Raw genomic sequence first — 17,008 nt, forward strand, 5'->3', positions numbered from 1 at the left:
GCGCCTCGTTCGGGTCTATGAACGGCACGCTTACTCGTGCGTGGGCTGGCTCATTCAACGAGGAACTGTTTATGAAAACTGATGAAACGCCCACAGGACTTTCCCCGTCCGACGATTCACCCGCCGAAAAGCGAACCAAGGTCCAGGCGGGCAAGGGACTGGTTTGGATCATATGCGGCGTTGCAGTTGCTGCCTTTGCTCTGTATGCGTTCACGGTAGTGTACGGCATTATCGCTTCCGGGCCGTAGAGGTTTAGCGTACGCGGTGTCTCGGTCGCATCTTCACCAAAATGTCTTCCGTTGCTCAGTCGATCCTCGGGTAGCCCCTCAAAGTTCCGATAGACGGGGAACTTTCCCGTGCCGGGGATATTACGCCAACGAACACCCGGAAATTTACGGAGGTGAACGATGACAAACATCCGTTCGAGGGGTTTCGACAGTCCTGCGCAATTTCGAGAGCACATCGCAGACCTCGATGACTACCTTGACGAAGAGCAGGACTGGCCTGATCCGAATGGCGAGTTGCGCGTACAGCTTTCACAGCTAAAAGATGAGGTTCGCGATTTGCGCAGGCTAATAGTCGAAACGCGAAACAGGCAACCGCAGACAGTCCAGAAATACGACGATGACAGGTTTTGGCTGCGTCTCGCCGCGACAGTGGCCGCAACGTTGGTCCTTACGGCCGCAGTCCGATACTTTCGCCTCGGGCAAGCAGGCGCCGTCGTCGCACCGTTGATTGCCTCGCGGATCAATGGAGCGGTGTGATGCCAGGCTTTGCCTTTGGGACAAAGGACGCCGATGGCCCCTCCCCCGCAGACCGAATGTTCGACTTCTCGGGTCTGGAGGCTGCGATAGACGAGGCGAAGAAGGTACTGGCGGAAATGGCCCTCGATGGGATCCCGACAAAGCAAGATCAGCCTATATGGGTGGAGATTTTCGACGCGGAGTTCAATCGGGTGGCCAAAGTGGCTCTTCAAATTTCGATCGAGATCGGATCTGGGCGAGCAGAACACAGTTAGGTTGACCTCGGCTATTCAGTGGCCTTGGCGAATGCAGTGCGGCCTGGCACGACGCCCGATACGTCTGTGGAAAGATTACGATTAGTGCGAGAAATCACATCAACGAGACAACCCACAGAAAACGTGAACGAGGAGGCATCATCATGTCCACATACCCCAAACCACCCTTTGTCTCGCAACAGCAGGCTATGCCCGGCTACACGAAGGAAATGAAACCTGTCCCTGATCATGGCGAACAGACATATCGCGGGTCGGGATGCCTGACGGATATGGTGGCACTGATAACCGGTGGCGATAGCGGAATAGGTCGGGCGGTCGCGCTCGCTTACGCGAGAGAGGGAGCCGACGTCGCGATCTCGTATCTGAGCGAGGACGACGATGCTGAGGATACCAAACGGTTGATCGAGGACGCCGGACGAAGGGCACTGGTTATTAAGGGCGATATTCAGGATGCCGGCCATTGCCGAGCCGTTGTCGAAAGAACTGCCAGCGAATTCGGCGGCATCGATATCCTTGTCAACAATGCTGCACACCAGGATACGTTCAAGAAGATTGAGGACATCTCGGACCAGGAGTGGGAGTTAACGTTCAAGGTCAACATCCACGCGATGTTCTATCTTACCAAAGCCGCCGTGAAGCACATGGCGGACGGTGGCTCGATCATCAACACTGCGTCCATCAACTCGGATGCGCCAAACCCCACGCTGCTGGCCTACGCCACGACCAAAGGTGCGATTGCGAATTTCACGGCGGGTCTTGCGCAGATGCTTGCAGAGCGAAGCATCCGCGTGAACGCCGTTGCGCCTGGTCCGATTTGGACGCCGTTGATTCCGTCGACCATGCCCGAGGATGCTGTCAGGGATTTCGGCAAACAGGTACCCATGAAGCGTCCCGGCCAGCCAGCGGAACTGGCTACTGTCTACGTTATGCTCGCCGATCCTCGATCGAGTTATGTGTCCGGAACCATGATAGGCGTCACCGGCGGAAAGCCGATCCTTTAGGCTCACGCTCCCAAGAAGCGTGTCTTCCGACGTGATTTACGCTGGGGTTCTCTCGCTTCCATGAGGCTCAGTCGCCGAAATGGGCTGAGTTTGGCAGGGGCCTGGGCCGCTCACGGCCAAGCCGGGGCGGCAATGCCTTGCACCAGCAGATCCAGGTTTTGCGGCGTCAGCAAAAATGTTCCGGCCTTCGTACCCTGAAGGAACTTTCGCCTCGTGCAACGATTTACCCACATTCATAGCTCGGGAGGTGGGACATGGCACGCAAAATATCCAAGCAAGCGAATCAACTTGCTACGGTTCATGACCAGCAGCTTCATCGCGGAAAGGGAGGTGAACTCCACCAGTTCGCTGAGGACGGACACGAGGTGCTGACCACCGCACAAGGCGGGCCAGTCGACGACGATCAGAATACTCTGCGCGTCGGCGTACGCGGGCCAGCGCTCATCGAAGACTTCCACTTCCGCGAAAAGCTATTTCACTTTGACCACGAGCGTATTCCAGAGCGCGTCGTGCATGCCCGCGGATACGGTGCGCATGGCTATTTTGAGACCTATGAATCACTTGCACACTATACCAAAGCCGACTTCCTGCAGCGGCCAGGCGAGAAAACCCCAGCGTTTGTTCGCTTTTCCACCGTGGCAGGAAGCAAGGGGTCTTTCGACCTTGCTCGTGACGTTCGCGGCTTTGCCGTCAAGCTCTACACCCAGGAGGGCAACTGGGACCTGGTCGGGAACAACATCCCGGTCTTCTTCATCCAGGATGCAATCAAGTTTCCGGACATCATCCACGCCGTGAAGCCCGAGCCCGACCGCGGCTTTCCCCAAGCGCAATCGGCACATGATAACTTCTGGGATTTCATTAGCCTGACCCCCGAGAGCATGCACATGATCATGTGGGTGATGTCGGACCGCGCGATCCCGCGATCCTTCCGCTTCATGGAGGGCTTCGGCGTCCACACCTTCCGTTTCATCAATGCCAAGGACGCGTCCACTTTTGTCAAGTTTCACTGGAAGCCGAAGCTCGGTCTTCAGTCCGTGGTGTGGAACGAGGCCGTGAAGATCAACGGTGCTGACCCCGATTTCCATCGCCGCGACCTTTGGCAGGCGATCCAGTCTGGCAATTTCCCGGAATGGGAACTCTGCGTGCAGTTGTTCGATCAGGATTTTGCAGACAGTTTCGACTTCGATGTCCTCGACCCCACCAAAATCATCCCGGAAGAAGTTCTTCCCCTACAACCGATCGGGCGACTGGTGCTCGACCGAATGCCCGACAACTTCTTTGCCGAGACCGAGCAGGTGGCGTTCATGACACAGAATGTGCCGCCCGGCATTGGCTTCAGCAACGATCCGCTACTGCAGGGTCGCAACTTCTCCTACCTCGATACCCAGTTGAAACGCCTCGGCAGCGCGAACTTTACGCACCTGCCCATCAACGCTCCGAAGTGTCCCTTCCATCACTTCCAGCAGGACGGGCACATGGCAATGAGGAACCCCACCGGCCGCGTCAACTACCAGCCGAACTCATGGGGCGAAGGCCCGCGGGAATCGCCTTCCACCGGCTATCGCCATTTCCCGTCCGAGGAACAGGGACCCAAAATTCGCCTGCGTCCGGAAAGCTTCGCCGACCATTACAGCCAGGCACGCCAGTTCTTCATGAGTCAGACACTCCCAGAGCAGCGGCATATCGCCATGGCCCTGACATTCGAACTGAGCAAGGTCGAAACCTCGGTCATCCGAGAACGGATGGTCTCGCATCTCCTGAATATCGATGAGACGCTTGCAGGCAAGGTGGCCGCGGGGCTTGGACTTGCGGACATGCCCAAGGCTGCGGATGCTGCGGTGCCACCGAGGCAGGACCTTGACCCCTCCCCGGCCCTGAGCATCGTCGAGAACGGGCCGAAGCGGTTCGAAGGCAGGAAGCTTGGCATCCTTGTGACCGATGGAAGCGACGCAACCCTGGTGCAGGCACTTGCAGCTGCCGTGGAGAGGGAGAAAGGCGTCGTCGAGTATGTCGCGCCGAAGGTCGGCGGCGTTACGCTCTCCGATGGGACGACGCTACCCGCCCAGCAGATGATCGATGGCGGACCATCCGTCCTCTATGACGCCGTTGCCGTTTTGCCCGGCGCTGATGCCGTGGCCGACCTCTTGAAGGAGTCCGCAGCGCGCGACTTCGTCGCCGATGCCTATGCGCACTGCAAGTTCATCGGATACGTCAGCGCCGCAGCGCCGATGTTTGAGAAGGCAGGCGTCGATGAATTGGACGAAGGGACAATCGAGCTCGCGACGGCGCAATCCGCCGAGGCATTTGTCGTCGAACTCGGTAGGCTTCGCATCTGGGCAAGGGAGCCAACAGTTAAGTCGGCCTAGTCCAGGGGGTGGTGTAGCCGCGGCGATACCCTGCCATCCGAACGGAGCCGCGAAGGGAGCAGCTTGCTGGTCGTAGCGGGTAGGGCTGCTTCGCGGATAATCGCAACTCTTCATCCGCGTCCCCATCGTCCCCGTCCCGATCAGGGCCATCATCAGGAAGCTGTTGGTCCTTTTACCTCTAATCCTCAATTCGCACGTACTCGAGGGGGGAAATGGCACCGCCAGGACCCGGTTCGCCGCCGCTGGCCAACCGGATCCGGCAGCCTGGCTCGTCGAAGAGGCTGCGCGCCTGCTGGCCAAAGTTGTGGTGCTGCTCGTGGAGCCAGGCTGGAAGGATCCGCATCGCACCGCAATCTATGCGATCACCGTTGGCCTGCCGGCCGTGCTCCATTAATTGGCGCCGCCGAATAGGGACTGATCAGCATTGCCCGCCATGGCAAGAAGCTTTTCCCGGTCGTGGATGCCGGCCTGGTAGTGGCGGAGCAATACCCCAGCTAGCGCAACCGCTTGTTGGCTTTCCGCCTCTATTCCGTGTTGAAGACAGATCTCGTCGAAGGCGCTCCCCAGCATGGAGAGGCCAGCAGGATCGACGAAACTGTCCGTTGGAAGGTAGCGCTGGATCATGATAGTTCTCCTTCGGAGGCGCCTGCCCAAGGCGCCTCGGCAAACAGCGAAAAAATGTGAACTTCTTCGGCGGACGTCAAGATGCCCGCCCGCCCCAGGAGCCGAAATTTAGGTCAAATCGAGACCGGAATTTCCGAACGCAAGGAGGACGTTTGCCCGATGCAGCCGGACGATGCGAAGCGGTGGCAGGTTATAGGTTCGGAGCGCTCGGTGCATAGGCCTTGGTGGCATAGTTCTCGGCGATACCGCTCACGGACGCAATACGGCGCGTAGGGCTCGTCACCATTGGAAAAGGTTAGACCGGCTGGACGCCAACCGGTCTCATCGCATTAAAACTTGGAACGAGCCCCGCCAGCAACAGGGCGGGCGAAGGCGGGCGGCATTGCCCTCACCGGCATGCCGGCTTCAAGGCACGCAGCAGAAAAATCCTCGCGAGCGAGCGCAGGCGGGTCCACCTTGTTCAATGCGTTGCGGCATGAGCGAACTGCCCTCTGATATTTCTGCCCGTGGCGCAGCGGCCGGCTGGCAATCCATAAGGAGCCTGGTGGCGTGCACATTATCACGCGTGACGGCCACGACTGGACGGATTGCTTTCCTGCAATCGCCCAGGCTGCAGTGACGATCGGCGGGGAAACGATGATCCTGGACGGCGAAGCCGTTATTCTCGATGAAACAGGGAGATCGGACTTCGGCGGTCGCGCTAGCGAAGCGCTGTTCTAAGCCTTCGATTTTCTCTACCTCAACGGTCGCCGACCTGACGCGAATGCCACGTCATTGTCGGCTACGAGCCCGTCGCGCGGCGCGCTCGGCGGCATCGGCAGGCTGCTCCTGGCAGCAAGGAAGGGCAGTGGCCTGGTCTATGTCGGCGAGGTGGGGACGGGCTTCACCGAGCGATCAGCGACCGCACTGCTCGACGCCATGGCGATCCCGAAGCCGCAACTTCGCTCTGTTGGTAGGTCCTGCCTCTAGCACGCGGCGATGTAACGGCGCCCATATCGATCACGGTAATAGCAGCGGCCGGGCTGACCGGCGACATTCCCAATCACCGCACCCGAAACGCCCCCGATCGCAGCCCCTACTGCGGCTCCCCGGACATCACCTGTCACGGCACCACCGACGACTGCGCCCGTAGCCGCCCCAATGCCGGCTCCGCGCTCGGTAGGAGTGCAGCCCGCCAGCATACCCAATGCTATGCAGAAGATCGCTGTCCGTTTCATCGCTTTTTCCTTCCAGAGTTTGCGTATGGGCCACGGCGCTACTGAAGCGTCGGCATAAGCTTGAATCGGATTTGGGCCTCCCGGCAGGCCGTAACGAACTTGTCCCTTGCCACGTGCGAGGATCCGTTTCCACAAAGCGCAGCAATACATGCGCGCTTCGCAGAGAAATAAGACGGAGCTCGAGCGCCGTCCGGCCAAGAGTGACTCATTACGGCCAGCGCCTCGTCAGGTGTCCTCACGACTTTCAGGAGACGGTGTGGAGTGTCGATGCAGATTGGCGCGTTCCAAGACAGATGCAAACTCATGGATAGCACATCTCCCATTTGCAAGTCTCCTGGGTCCACGTCAAGCCATTGAAGCTGGGTCGCCTTTCGGCATCAGCGCCGGATTCATTGCGCGCTGTCGCTTTTCACGATCCTCAGCGCCCGCTCCGTCGGATCGAGCACGCTCTTGATCGCGCGCGCGGTTCATCTCAGCCTCGTGGGCTAGTTGCTTTTCCGATTCCGATTTCGGGGTGTTTGAATTGGCCATCTTCATCTCCCGGGACATCAACTCGAAATGCGTATGAAAGCAGAATGTTCCAAGCGTGGTTGAGGATATTTTCCCATGAGTATGAGGCTCTATTTGTGTTGCTCGTCCCGAGGTCGGCACTGCGGTCTTCTTCCCGTTGTTCTCCCAAAGTGCCGGTGTGGCGCTAGAGACGGCCACCTTGGGTAGCGCCGTGTGCGGGAACGCGTCCCTTTCCGCGGGGATGGCCATACCGAGCTGGCTTCACCTTTGCCAAGTCTCGATAAACCTCGCGCCAGGGCCAGCGGAGGCCATGTCAATCCTCCGCTGGCTTGCGAGCGTGGGGCTCGCCGGCGTGGGCAACGAACTCGCTCCGGGGGGCAGGGGGCGCCAACCCGACTTCCAAACTTTGTGCAAGCGGAAATGTTCCGAAATGAACGAAATTTGCGCTCCTCGCCATGACCGGCCTGCCGCCAGGCGCCAGGCTGGGGAGGTGTTATTTTCCGCGACGGCCGCGCATTGACGGGCAAACACCGGCATTCGTCATTCTGCGACGAGGCGGATGCAGCCGGGAATCTACCGGGTTTGCAGTGATATGGTTTTAGAGAAGGCCCGCTGCCATTTTAGGAAATGGTCCGCTACGGTCTGCGGTCATTCGCCTAACCGTCGGCATAACCGACCGTTTCATGCTCTGCCGCATCCAAGGAAAAGGCCAGCGGGTGCTGGCCTTTTCCTTGTATAATTCAACGCCTGTAGCGCAGCCGCTCCTGTTCGATTTCGGCGGGCCCATAGGGGTCGAGCGTATCGTCAAAGCGGGTCCAGCCCTCTTCGGCATAGACCGAGCGCCGCTGATCGGGATCGACCCAACTCGACCTGCGAAGGATGGCTTCGGCCTCCGCCTGGAGGCTGTCGTCGACCTTCGCCGTCACAAGCGTTCCGCCGCGGCGAACTCCCTCCGCATAGACATGCGCATTATCTTCGGAGACGCCAGATTCTGTCAGCGCGCCAATGAGTCCGCCCGCGGCCCCACCGGCAACCGCACCGGCAGCGGCGCCCGCCGCGGTTGCGGCAAGCCAGCCCGCGGCTACGACCGGCCCAACCCCAGGGATGGCCATGATGCCTAGCCCGGTCAAAAGGCCGCCGACACCACCAACAGCGGCGCCGATGCCCGCACCCGCCCCTGCCCCTTCGGCAGTATTGCGTTCGATGCCATGGCGTTCATCGGCATTGTTGGAAACGATGCTGATGTCACTGGAGGGAACACCATGTGCCTCCAGGGCGCCGACGGAGGCGCTTGCATCGGAATAGTCGTCGAATAGTCCTGTAACGGTTTTCATAGAAACCTCCTGAGGGTGAATCTAGTTGGCTACGATGTTGCCCTGATAGTCGAGCGCAACGCTCACGGCCTTGCCGTCCTTCATCGCCTTTGCCTGCCAGACACCCTTGTCGTCGAGCGTGAGGCCGGTGATATCGGCATAGCCGTCTTCTGTAAGGCGTTTCTTCACCTGATCTTCCGTGAAGCTGTTCGCACCCTCAACCGGGGCGGTCGCATTCTTGGTGTCTGGCGTCGCAACAGCGGGCGTGTCGCCATTCGTTGTCGGGGCCGGAGACGTCTGAGCGAAGGCGCCGAACGTCGATGCACCGAGAAGGGCGGCGGCTAGCATAAGGTTTTTCATGATTTTTTCCTCATTGGAGCCTCAGATCAAGCTCCATAGGAACCCCCTGCCTGTCGCATAGTTCCGCAGATCGAAAAATAGAAAACAGCAATAGCCACACTGTTCCATGGAACCTCCGACGGTTCGAAGAGTTCGGACGCAATGCTGCGGGCATTCGCTCGCACACTATTGGAGGTGTTCAAAATGGGTCGCGGTATTCTTCTCTGGCTTCTGGGAATTCCCCTGCCGATCGTCATCCTGCTCATCCTCTTCCTGCGATAGGAGGCTGACATGTCCCTTTATAGTTCGGGTATTTCCGACGTTGGCGTAGAATCCGGCAAGCCTGCTCTCGCCTGGGGTCCTGTCATCGGCGGAGCGGTCGCGGCGGCGGCGACCACAATCATTCTTCTTCTGCTCGGCTCCGGTGTCGGCCTCACGATGGTCTCGCCATGGGCAGGCGACGGCGCTTCCTTCACTACCGTTAGTGTCATGGCCGCAATCTGGTTCGTGGTCGTCCAATGGCTGGCCTCGGCGCTTGGCGGTTATCTGACCGGCCGGTTGCGGGCGAAGTGGGCGAATGTACATACGGACGAGGTGTTTTTCCGTGACACCGCGCACGGCTTTCTGAGCTGGGCACTGGCAACGGTGGTCGTCATCGGTTTGGCAGGCTCTGCCTTCACCTCGCTCGCCGGCACGGGCGTTCAGGCCCTTTCGACTGCAGCAGCCCCTGCGACGGTTGCGGGCACTGCCGCTGTGGCAAGCGACGCCTCCGCGCCCGATGCCGCGACCAGCTACTTCACGGATATGCTCCTGCGTCCGCAGGACCTCGCCGCCCGGGCACAATCGGACAATGCGTCGGCCACGGCTGAGATTTCCCGGATCCTGATGAGGGGTGCGCTAAACGATGGCGTGCCGGAAGCCGACCGGCTCTACATCTCTTCGATCGTCGCATCACGCGCCGGCATCTCGGCGGAGGACGCACGCGCCCGTGTAGAGCAGGTTCTGCAGCAGGTTGAGGATGCGAAAAGCGCGACCCTCACGGCTGCCGATGAGGCACGCAAGTCCGCTGCAACGGCGGCGATGCTCGGCGCCCTCTCGCTGCTCGTGGGCGCCTTCATTGCCTCCGCTGCCGCTGCCCTCGGTGGGCGCCAGCGTGACGATGACGAGGCAGCCACGATCGTTGTACGCTAGCTGAATTGGAAAGTCGCCTCTCGTCCGGGGTGACTTCTCGTCGTGTCGTGTGACGGAACAATTTGTTGTGAGCGCAATAGCCCACCCTTGGAGGCAGTACTCCCGATCAGCGGATCGGGAGTACTGCTCCAGGCGAACACACCGAAATGCTCACGCGCCAATAGCTTGCTTCGCACACCGTGCGCTTTCGATCTGGCGCGGGATCGAAGGCTGGCACCATGTTTGTCGAATGCTGCCAGCACGATCAGAATTGCAGAGGTTCTGGACTGCTCTGGCGGTTAGGGTGAGCGGAGCTGCAGCCGGGTTGCTGCATAACCTCATACACAGCTCATTCGCGTTCCGCGAGCACCGAAATTAAAGCTGTAGTTGCGTAAATCTCCGTGTAACCCGCCTAGTATAAGCTCGGCGTTTGCCAAGGGACGTTGAAGCCGTTTCGCATTTTCTCAGGGACAGTCAGCCAGATCGCAGTTTCGTCGCCAGCTGCACCTTACCATCACGAACTGCCCGACCTTTTCCGCATTCTACAGGCAATGCATCTTCGCGCCACCAATCACTCAGACATCTTCTCGCTCGTAGCGGGACGTCATCTCCCGGCTCCTTGCGCCCTCGCAAGCGCATGCTGCAGCCCCGCCGCCGATAGGCTAGTTTGGCAGCGAGTTCGCTGGTCTCCTCATTGCGGGGGCTGCGCTAGGGAGTTGGGCACACGGCCTCGTTCAATGCGGCGCCCGTATCCGTCGGTTCTGTTCTAACTATGCTCTCATGTCCAACGGAGGCAATCGAGCGTTCGATCGGTAACAGCCCGATGATTGGATCCCGTCACACCGTTGGATCACCGGAACATAAAACCCGCTGGTCAGTTGAGTTGCAATGAAACTCTTACGTGGGAGAGCCGCCATGCGGATGGGAGACAAACCCTTATCTGAAGGCACCGGGGAACGGGACATGTCGAACCTCAGGGAGTACCGGCGCGACGGAACGCCAGTTGAAGAAACGGCGAGCAAGGTTCGGCCTGGGCCGCTCGGGCGGCCGGTGGCGATTGTGTTAGCTTCGGCGTTGATCCTTGCGTTCGTAGCATGGGCAGCAGTGGAGCTTTGGGGCGAGACTCAAGACACCGATACCCCGCCGGCCGCTACAGAAAGCAGTGAGCCATCGCCGCCGTCTACACCGACGCCCAACAACGGAACCATCAACACACCTGACAATACGGCGCCTACCGACCGGGATCCGACGCCTCCCTCCGGAACAGGCGGGGATTCCGAATCAACTTCTCCCGATGGCACTCAAAATGCACCTGCGCAATAAAACGCAAGGTTGCGTATCCAAGGGAACAATCGGGATTTGCACGGGACTATGGTAGCCCATCCAAAACGGAAGAACTAAAGATGGACCACACTAATCATGTTCGCCTCACGCTGAGTGAACTCACGCCGGAAATACTCGAAGGCGCGACGGTCTACGACTACAGCGACAGCAAAGTCGGGACGGTTGACCACCTTCATGGCAGCACAGCAGTCATCGACGCTGGCGGCTTTCTCGGTATCGGAGCGAAGGCTGTTGCAATTCCGCTTTCCGAACTCGACTTCATGCGGGATGAAAATGGCGATGTTCACGCGATTACGGCACGGACTAAAGACCAGCTCGAGGAGATGCCGGAGCATACCGACTAAATCTTCGCGCCAGTGAGCGAACAAAAAGCCCCGCTCGATGGCGGGGCAATGCACACATTAGGGTCCGGGCTCACCACCACCAGATGACGGGCGGTCGAAGCGGGTCGCGAGGCGATGCCAGTCCTTGAGGCGACAGAACATGCGCTCGATGACATTGCGCTGCTTGTAGATGGCCTTGTCGTATTCATATTGGATTTTGCGGTTCTTGCGCGGCGGGATGACGGCTTGGGTACCACGCTCGTCGAGCCACTAGCGCAGAGCCTGGCTGTCGTAGCCTTTGTCGGCGACGAGTTCGGCGGAGGGTGGCAGAGCTTCGATACAGAGCCTCGCTACCTTGCAATCGTGGACGTTGCCGGGCGTCAGGAGCAGGACGTGAGGGCGGCCCTTTGGCATCGCAAACCGCATGGAGCTTGGTGTTCCGTCCACCTTTGGTGCGACCGATACCATGAGCCAAGGCCCGCCTTCCCAGATGCCGCGTTCGGACCAGCGGACGAAGCGGTTGTAGAGTGTCTTCTTCGGTCCATAGACATCTGCGCAATCCGCCCAGCGGCCACCACAGCGCAGCGCATGGACGATCCCGCTCAAGACCCAGCGGTCATCCACGCGCGGCTTGCCTCGCACATCTGTCGGCAAAAGGGGCTTTATCCGCTCCCACTGCGCGTCGGAAAACCAAAAGAAATCAGACATGCAACCGCCTCCTCGCTGAGGCGAGTGAATTGGGTCCGGACCCTAGATCGCCGCTGATCTTGCCAGGAGAGGCCGCGCTCAAGGTACCGTCGAGGAATTTCAGGCCCCCGACCTTGACGAGGGGAATGTTGCGCCGGGGTGAACCCGAAGGATTTCGCGCTCATAGGCCGGACCAAAAGCAGCGATCTCGTTCGGCGCTCCAGGTTCAGCGTGCGCGGCCAGGCCATCAAGCAATTCGGCCGTCACAGGCGCGACAGAGACGCCGCGGCCCCAGGCAGGCTTGGGCCGCCATTGACCTTCGTTCAAACGAGTAGATATCGTGACTGGTTCAACGTTCGAACCGCTCCAGCATCTTCCTCAGTTGTGCGTTCTGCAGGCGAAGCTTGCTTGCCATCTGCCCCCGCAGGATCCTGATCTCTTCATCCAGGCTGATCATTTCGTCGGAAACGGTGGGGGCGGCTGGAGAGTTCTGCGAAACGACAACACCGGTTTCGACCGACCTGACACGACGTCTCCGCTTGGCCGACGCGGCTTCAGGAGTCTCTTCGACCTTCGGCGTGCCATATGCGAGGGCGACGCCGATGTCAGACAAAGCCGGGCCAGAGACTTTTACGACCTCGGTGGCACTATCTCTCTCCACCGTGCCGTGAACATCACTGCCCGTTTCTTCCAACGGCCCGAGTGCGGCGGAGAGCGCATCGGATCGATCGAAGGGCTGCGGCTTTTCTCCTCCCGGCAGACCGAGGCTATTCAGACGCTCTTCGGCAGCCTTTTCGGTCGAACCCGCGATCCCCAGCGCGTCCGCTTTCACGTCCTCGATCGGGCCATCTTCCTGCCTTTGCTGGCGTCGCGGCGACACAAGTCGGGCAAGGAATTTCCATGGAGACGCCATTTATTCGACCTCGCGCTTTATCCCGCATGCAGGCTGCGAGTTCACGTGTTGGTGGCGGCCGTGACCGCCACCAGAATACTCGTCTCAAAAAACCTGAAAATGCCGCCGGCGATTGGCTACCTGCCTGCTATCAATCGAGCTTCAGCCGCTTTCGCAGATCAGCGTTTTCAGCGCGAAGCTTTTCGGCCAGCAGCTTGCGCAGCCTTTGATTTTCTTCTTCCAGCTGCAGCAGATCCGCCATCTCGTCTACCGCTGGCGGCACGACAGGCGCCGCCTGCACCACCTTCGGGCTACGCTTCATAGGTGCGCGCTTTGCTGTGCCCGCACCGTCGATCGATTTCGGCTTGCGTCCTCGCTTCTGCTTTCCAACTGCGCCGGGTGAAACGACTGTCGGTTCTGCTGCAACGTCAAAAGATGTCGCTTCAGGAGCTGCCTTTTTGGCGCGGGGTTTGCGTTGCTTCTTCGGCGCAACGGGCGTTTCAACAACGGCCGGTGCATCTGTATTGATCATCGTATCGCTTTCGTCGCCCATCAGCGTCTCCTCTGTAGCTGCTGCAGTTGTGTGCTGCCTGACCGGTTGTGTCAACAACGGTCCTGCTGGCTCAGCTTTCGATGAAGACACGTCGCCGGCGGATTTGTCATCCAGTTGCTTGCCCGGCACAAATGGCTTCGCCTCTTCCTCGACATCGCGGGCAACGGACTTGAGGTCCATGTCACCCCAGATCGAGTTCGATTTGGGATCTGGTTTTCGCCGACCGGATTTATATTCGACAGCAAAACTGCGTTGGACTTTTTTCAAAGTTGGAGGCCCTACGTATCCAAGGAGGTTTTTCGACGGCATCTCAGTGTCGCCGCGGGCCCAGGAAATATCGATTGCCGACCTCGCAGTCCAGCCCATTGCGCAATCTGGCTCTGAGTGCGCTAGACGATTTACCGCCCCCCGACTGGGAACTGCTCTGAGACCGAAGTTCGGACCATGGGATATTGGAGGTTCCAGTCTCTTGCTGTGACACCGATTTTTTGGACCGAGGGGCTGCCGGCCGGGAGAAATCCAGGATGACGTCGTTGGCAGGCCCAAAGGCCCTTCAGCGTGGCTGCCATCGGCTGTGCGCTGAAGGATCGTGCCCGCAGCCGGTGGCAGCTTGCTATCGCGACCAGCTGTCCGTGTGATCGCCGGGCTTGGCCAGGCGCCCGCTGTGGCTTCCCGCGTCAGGTCGGCGCCTGGACGAGGTGGAACGAGGCTCGTCTGAACAACGATCTAGCTGAGCAAGGACTGGGCCTGCGAACGATCGGCGGCGTCCCGATCCGATGGGAAGTGGGCGATGACCTCGCGACGGCGGGATGCCAGATGCAGTTTCCGCCAGCTGCGAAGGTATTTGGCGCGGTATATCTACTCCAGCCAATGGTCGGGCGCCATAGACTTCCAGTCCCGTGCAGTCGATTCCTCCTGTGATTTGATGACCTTGCCGCTTGTCAGACAAATGTCGTGTCCGTGAGCCCGCGCCGGCGAGGGCCCGTCTCGTATTCCAACCGGTTCGCCACCTTGTATCTGAATTTGCCAAACGATAGCCCGGGGGCCTTGTCTAAAAGGCATGATGGCAACACTGGCGCTGCGCCTTGTTCTATCTCCGCTAAATGATCCGAGCACCAAGGCTCTACTCGAAAAATATCACAACTCCATTAGATGTGCCTTGGGGGCGTTAAATCTGTTCATTACCCGTCGCCAAAATTGCAGGATTATTTCGAGCAAGGCATAGTGATGGAGTTATCGTCAAGCGGGAGCGTCCTATGGAAAAGAAGAAACCGAATCCGATAGACGTATTGGTGGGCTCCCGGGTCAGGATGCGTCGCCTCATGCTCGGGCTTAGCCAGGAAAAGCTTGGCGAAAGGCTTGGTCTTACGTTTCAGCAAGTCCAAAAGTACGAGAAAGGAAGCAATCGAGTCGGCGCAAGCCGTCTAGTGGCCATTTCGGAGGTTCTGAATGTTGCTCCCAGCTTTTTCTTTCAGGATGACAGCACGTTGCTGCCAAAGGGAACCACCATTGGCGAAACCGACGAGCTCGCATCCTTTGTGAAGTCGAGCGAGGGCGTCGCCTTGAACAGGGCATTCGCCAAAATCAAGAATCTAGCGCTTCGCAAAAAGGTCATAGCGCTCACCGAAGCACTTGCAGGGCAAGCGGATGACCCCGACATGCGTGCCCTCGAAAAAGGTGAGGACACAGCGCCGGGGCATCGACTCTAGATGCCGGCCTCCTGCCGCCTCTACACTCTTGGCCGGCCGCGGTTGGTGGCCACTGAAGGGAATGACATCGCATTCCCGCAAATGGGTTTGATCGTCCTTGCCTTTTTGAAGGCCACCGGCCTCTCCAGTTACCCCCGGGCGGACATTGCAATGCTTCTATGGGGCGACGCTGATCCACGTCAGGCCTACGCAAATCTTCGCAAGACGATTTCACGAATCTTGAGCCGCCAAAGCGAGATCGATCTGGAACTTTTGTCATTCTCGAAGACAGAAATTGCATTAGGTGCGGATGCAGTCGATACTGATCTCGATGACCTCCTCATCAACAGTCCCACTATCGACAAGGCCCGGGCAATCCGGCTTGCTTCTGGGCTACGCAAAGAATTTCTGCAGGACGCAAGAACGCAAAGCAAAGCGCTAGCTGCCTGGATTGATCGCGAGCGTGAAGCGCATCTGGCCATGCTGCGCCGCTGTGTTCTCGAGATTGGTGTCCTTGGCGATGACCCAGGCAACCGATCGATAAAAGACGCGGCCATCAGGCTTCTGGAACGCAACCCTTCGGACGAAGCCATTCGCGAGTTGCTTCGTGGCACGATGTTCCAGATGGCCGGGAATGTATCAGCGGCCGTAGCGCGGCGCGGAAGACCGCCGCCAGCGCCCCTGGAAGATATGACGTCGAGCATGCAACGTTTGCCCCGATTGGTTCTGCTCCCGCCTTTGGCGGGTGGGGCAGGTCATGACATCGCCTCGTTCGCCGCGGCGCTGATCGAAGACGTCACCATCGGCTTGTGCAGCATGCGTTCGGTATCGGTCGTAGCCCCCTACAGCGCCGCCAAGATTCGCCACCAGACGGACAAGGCAGCGACCTACGAGCGGCACGCGATCAGCTACATTCTCGATACACGGCTGACGCGCGAAGGGGGGCATTATTCCTTGTTTGCCCAGTTAATCTTCTTCGGTAGCGACGAGGTTGTGTGGGCGGAGCGCTTTGAACTGGACGGTGCGGGACTGATCAGATCACGACGCGATCTCGCATACCGTCTTGCGGCGGCCATCTCGCAACAAATCCACGTGGGCGAAACTATCAGGAGCAACTATGAGCATGGTGCTGACGTTTATCGCCGCTTCCTGCGCGGCCAGAGCCATCTGATGAGCCTGAGCCTTCCCGAAATCCGGAGGGCAAAAAAGAACTTCCGCGATGCGCTTAAGATAAACCCGGAGTTCGCTCCCGCACAAAGTGGCCTTTCGCGCAGCTATTTCCTGGAGTGGCTCGTAACAGCGCGGAATGATGCGGGTCTGCTGTCAACGGCCGAGCAACATGCCCGAAGCGCTATCGCTGCCGATCCTCACTTGTCTGCCGGATACAAGGAACTCGGCGTTGCCAAACTCTATCGGCGTCAGTTCGACGAAAGCGCGGAGTTCTTTCAAACGGCTGAATCCCTCAGCCCGCACTATGCAAATCTGATCGCGAGCTTCGGTGATGCATTGATCCAGGGTTCGCGGCCCGAGGAAGGCCTGAAGAAAGTCGAGCATGCGATTGAGCTCAATCCAATTGCGCCGGATGAGTATTTCTGGACGGCAGCTGGCGCCTGTTACTCCCTCGGGCGGTACGAAGATGCATTGGACTACATCGGCCGTATGGAAGACAGAACGCCCGCGGACAGGCTATCTGCCGCGAGTTGGGGCATGCTTGGTGATGTGCGCAAGGCGCGCCAGTTCGTCCGAAAGACCTTCGATGTTCACCCGACATTCGATCTGGACACATGGATGGCGCTGGTTCCGTTCAAGGAGGAGTGGCAGCGGCAACATTACAAAGAGGGACTTATCAAAGCAGGGTTCTGAATATGGTCAACACAGAGAAAGGGTGAACGCCATGGCAAATGTAGTTGTAATCGGTGTTGCGGGAGAAGACGGATTGTGGGTCGCGGACCTCGGGGCGGGG

20 protein-coding genes and 2 pseudogenes are annotated in these 17,008 nt (G+C 59.1%); 12 read left to right on the forward strand and 10 right to left on the reverse strand.

Features of this window, described 5'->3' with window-relative positions; all coding sequences use genetic code 11:
* Window positions 1-71 precede the first annotated feature (71 nt).
* The 6 genes from HV823_RS24250 (at window position 72) to HV823_RS24275 (ending at window position 4,779) form a co-directional block, all read left to right on the forward strand.
* Entirely contained in the window at window positions 72-248 is a 177-nt protein-coding gene (locus tag HV823_RS24250; RefSeq protein WP_176952252.1) for a hypothetical protein, read from the forward strand.
* Between the two features lie 159 nt (window positions 249-407).
* Window positions 408-764: a hypothetical protein gene (locus tag HV823_RS24255; protein ID WP_176952253.1), complete on the forward strand. Its 357-nt coding sequence runs from the start codon at window positions 408-410 to the stop codon at window positions 762-764.
* Window positions 764-1,018, forward strand: a complete 255-nt coding sequence (locus HV823_RS24260; protein WP_176952254.1) for a DUF6894 family protein — start codon at window positions 764-766, stop codon at window positions 1,016-1,018. Before HV823_RS24255 ends, HV823_RS24260 begins: the two co-directional genes overlap by 1 nt.
* Window positions 1,019-1,161: 143 nt before the next feature.
* A complete protein-coding gene (locus tag HV823_RS24265; RefSeq protein ID WP_176952255.1) occupies window positions 1,162-2,019 on the forward strand; it encodes an SDR family oxidoreductase in 858 nt (285 codons plus the stop codon).
* A gap of 254 nt (window positions 2,020-2,273) precedes the next feature.
* On the forward strand, window positions 2,274-4,385 hold the full coding sequence (gene katE / locus HV823_RS24270) for a catalase (RefSeq protein WP_176952256.1): 2,112 nt from the start codon (window positions 2,274-2,276) through the stop codon (window positions 4,383-4,385).
* A gap of 163 nt (window positions 4,386-4,548) precedes the next feature.
* Complete coding sequence (locus tag HV823_RS24275; protein ID WP_176952257.1) at window positions 4,549-4,779, forward strand: hypothetical protein; 231 nt, start codon at window positions 4,549-4,551, stop codon at window positions 4,777-4,779.
* Here HV823_RS24275 and HV823_RS24280 read toward each other — a convergent pair.
* Window positions 4,776-5,009, reverse strand: a complete 234-nt coding sequence (locus HV823_RS24280; protein ID WP_176952258.1) for a hypothetical protein — start codon at window positions 5,007-5,009, stop codon at window positions 4,776-4,778. The genes HV823_RS24275 and HV823_RS24280 overlap by 4 nt on opposite strands.
* Before the next feature lie 329 nt (window positions 5,010-5,338).
* Window positions 5,339-5,527 (reverse strand): annotated as a pseudogene (locus HV823_RS27135) (DUF982 domain-containing protein); the annotation flags it as partial.
* A 10-nt stretch (window positions 5,528-5,537) separates the two neighbouring features.
* Here HV823_RS27135 and HV823_RS27445 point away from each other — a divergent pair.
* Window positions 5,538-5,729, forward strand: a complete 192-nt coding sequence (locus tag HV823_RS27445) for a DNA ligase-like domain-containing protein (protein ID WP_425487696.1) — start codon at window positions 5,538-5,540, stop codon at window positions 5,727-5,729.
* A 54-nt stretch (window positions 5,730-5,783) separates the two neighbouring features.
* Window positions 5,784-5,978, forward strand: coding sequence for an ATP dependent DNA ligase (locus HV823_RS27450; RefSeq protein WP_425487694.1), 195 nt, complete (start codon window positions 5,784-5,786; stop codon window positions 5,976-5,978).
* Here the strand turns inward: HV823_RS27450 and HV823_RS24295 are convergent.
* The 5 genes from HV823_RS24295 to HV823_RS24315 all read right to left on the reverse strand — a co-directional run bounded on the left by HV823_RS24295 (window position 5,975) and on the right by HV823_RS24315 (window position 8,409).
* A complete protein-coding gene (locus tag HV823_RS24295; RefSeq protein WP_176952260.1) occupies window positions 5,975-6,226 on the reverse strand; it encodes a YMGG-like glycine zipper-containing protein in 252 nt (83 codons plus the stop codon). The two genes, HV823_RS27450 and HV823_RS24295, sit on opposite strands and share 4 nt — an antisense overlap.
* Before the next feature lie 38 nt (window positions 6,227-6,264).
* Window positions 6,265-6,549 (reverse strand): DUF982 domain-containing protein, encoded by a 285-nt coding sequence (locus HV823_RS27455; protein WP_176952261.1) that lies wholly within the window; start codon window positions 6,547-6,549, stop codon window positions 6,265-6,267.
* A 22-nt stretch (window positions 6,550-6,571) separates the two neighbouring features.
* Window positions 6,572-6,757, reverse strand: coding sequence for a hypothetical protein (locus tag HV823_RS24305; RefSeq protein WP_176952262.1), 186 nt, complete (start codon window positions 6,755-6,757; stop codon window positions 6,572-6,574).
* 719 nt (window positions 6,758-7,476) lie between these two features.
* A complete protein-coding gene (locus HV823_RS24310) occupies window positions 7,477-8,070 on the reverse strand; it encodes a general stress protein (protein ID WP_176952263.1) in 594 nt (197 codons plus the stop codon).
* Between the two features lie 21 nt (window positions 8,071-8,091).
* Window positions 8,092-8,409 (reverse strand): PepSY domain-containing protein, encoded by a 318-nt coding sequence (locus tag HV823_RS24315; RefSeq protein WP_176952264.1) that lies wholly within the window; start codon window positions 8,407-8,409, stop codon window positions 8,092-8,094.
* Between the two features lie 270 nt (window positions 8,410-8,679).
* Here HV823_RS24315 and HV823_RS24320 point away from each other — a divergent pair, with 270 nt between their 5' ends.
* The gene (locus tag HV823_RS24320) at window positions 8,680-9,579 is read left to right on the forward strand and encodes a hypothetical protein (protein WP_176952265.1); all 900 of its coding nucleotides are present in this window, start codon (window positions 8,680-8,682) and stop codon (window positions 9,577-9,579) included.
* A gap of 1,382 nt (window positions 9,580-10,961) precedes the next feature.
* On the forward strand, window positions 10,962-11,246 hold the full coding sequence (locus tag HV823_RS24325; RefSeq protein WP_176952266.1) for a PRC-barrel domain-containing protein: 285 nt from the start codon (window positions 10,962-10,964) through the stop codon (window positions 11,244-11,246).
* Window positions 11,247-11,303: 57 nt separating this feature from the next.
* Here HV823_RS24325 and HV823_RS24330 read toward each other — a convergent pair.
* From HV823_RS24330 to HV823_RS24340, 3 genes and pseudogenes are all read right to left on the reverse strand, one after another.
* A pseudogene (locus tag HV823_RS24330) lies at window positions 11,304-11,933 on the reverse strand (IS5 family transposase).
* Window positions 11,934-12,261: 328 nt separating this feature from the next.
* Window positions 12,262-12,825, reverse strand: coding sequence for a hypothetical protein (locus HV823_RS24335; RefSeq protein WP_176952267.1), 564 nt, complete (start codon window positions 12,823-12,825; stop codon window positions 12,262-12,264).
* A gap of 130 nt (window positions 12,826-12,955) precedes the next feature.
* Window positions 12,956-13,624: a prolipoprotein diacylglyceryl transferase gene (locus HV823_RS24340; protein ID WP_176952284.1), complete on the reverse strand. Its 669-nt coding sequence runs from the start codon at window positions 13,622-13,624 to the stop codon at window positions 12,956-12,958.
* Window positions 13,625-14,613: 989 nt separating this feature from the next.
* Between HV823_RS24340 and HV823_RS24345 the strand changes: the two genes are divergently transcribed.
* Window positions 14,614-15,066 (forward strand): helix-turn-helix domain-containing protein, encoded by a 453-nt coding sequence (locus tag HV823_RS24345; protein WP_176952268.1) that lies wholly within the window; start codon window positions 14,614-14,616, stop codon window positions 15,064-15,066.
* A gap of 81 nt (window positions 15,067-15,147) precedes the next feature.
* Window positions 15,148-16,908 (forward strand): AfsR/SARP family transcriptional regulator, encoded by a 1,761-nt coding sequence (locus tag HV823_RS24350; RefSeq protein WP_176952269.1) that lies wholly within the window; start codon window positions 15,148-15,150, stop codon window positions 16,906-16,908.
* Window positions 16,909-17,008 lie beyond the last annotated feature (100 nt).

This window comes from Mycoplana rhizolycopersici, assembly GCF_013378445.1.
GTDB lineage: Bacteria > Pseudomonadota > Alphaproteobacteria > Rhizobiales > Rhizobiaceae > Mycoplana > Mycoplana rhizolycopersici.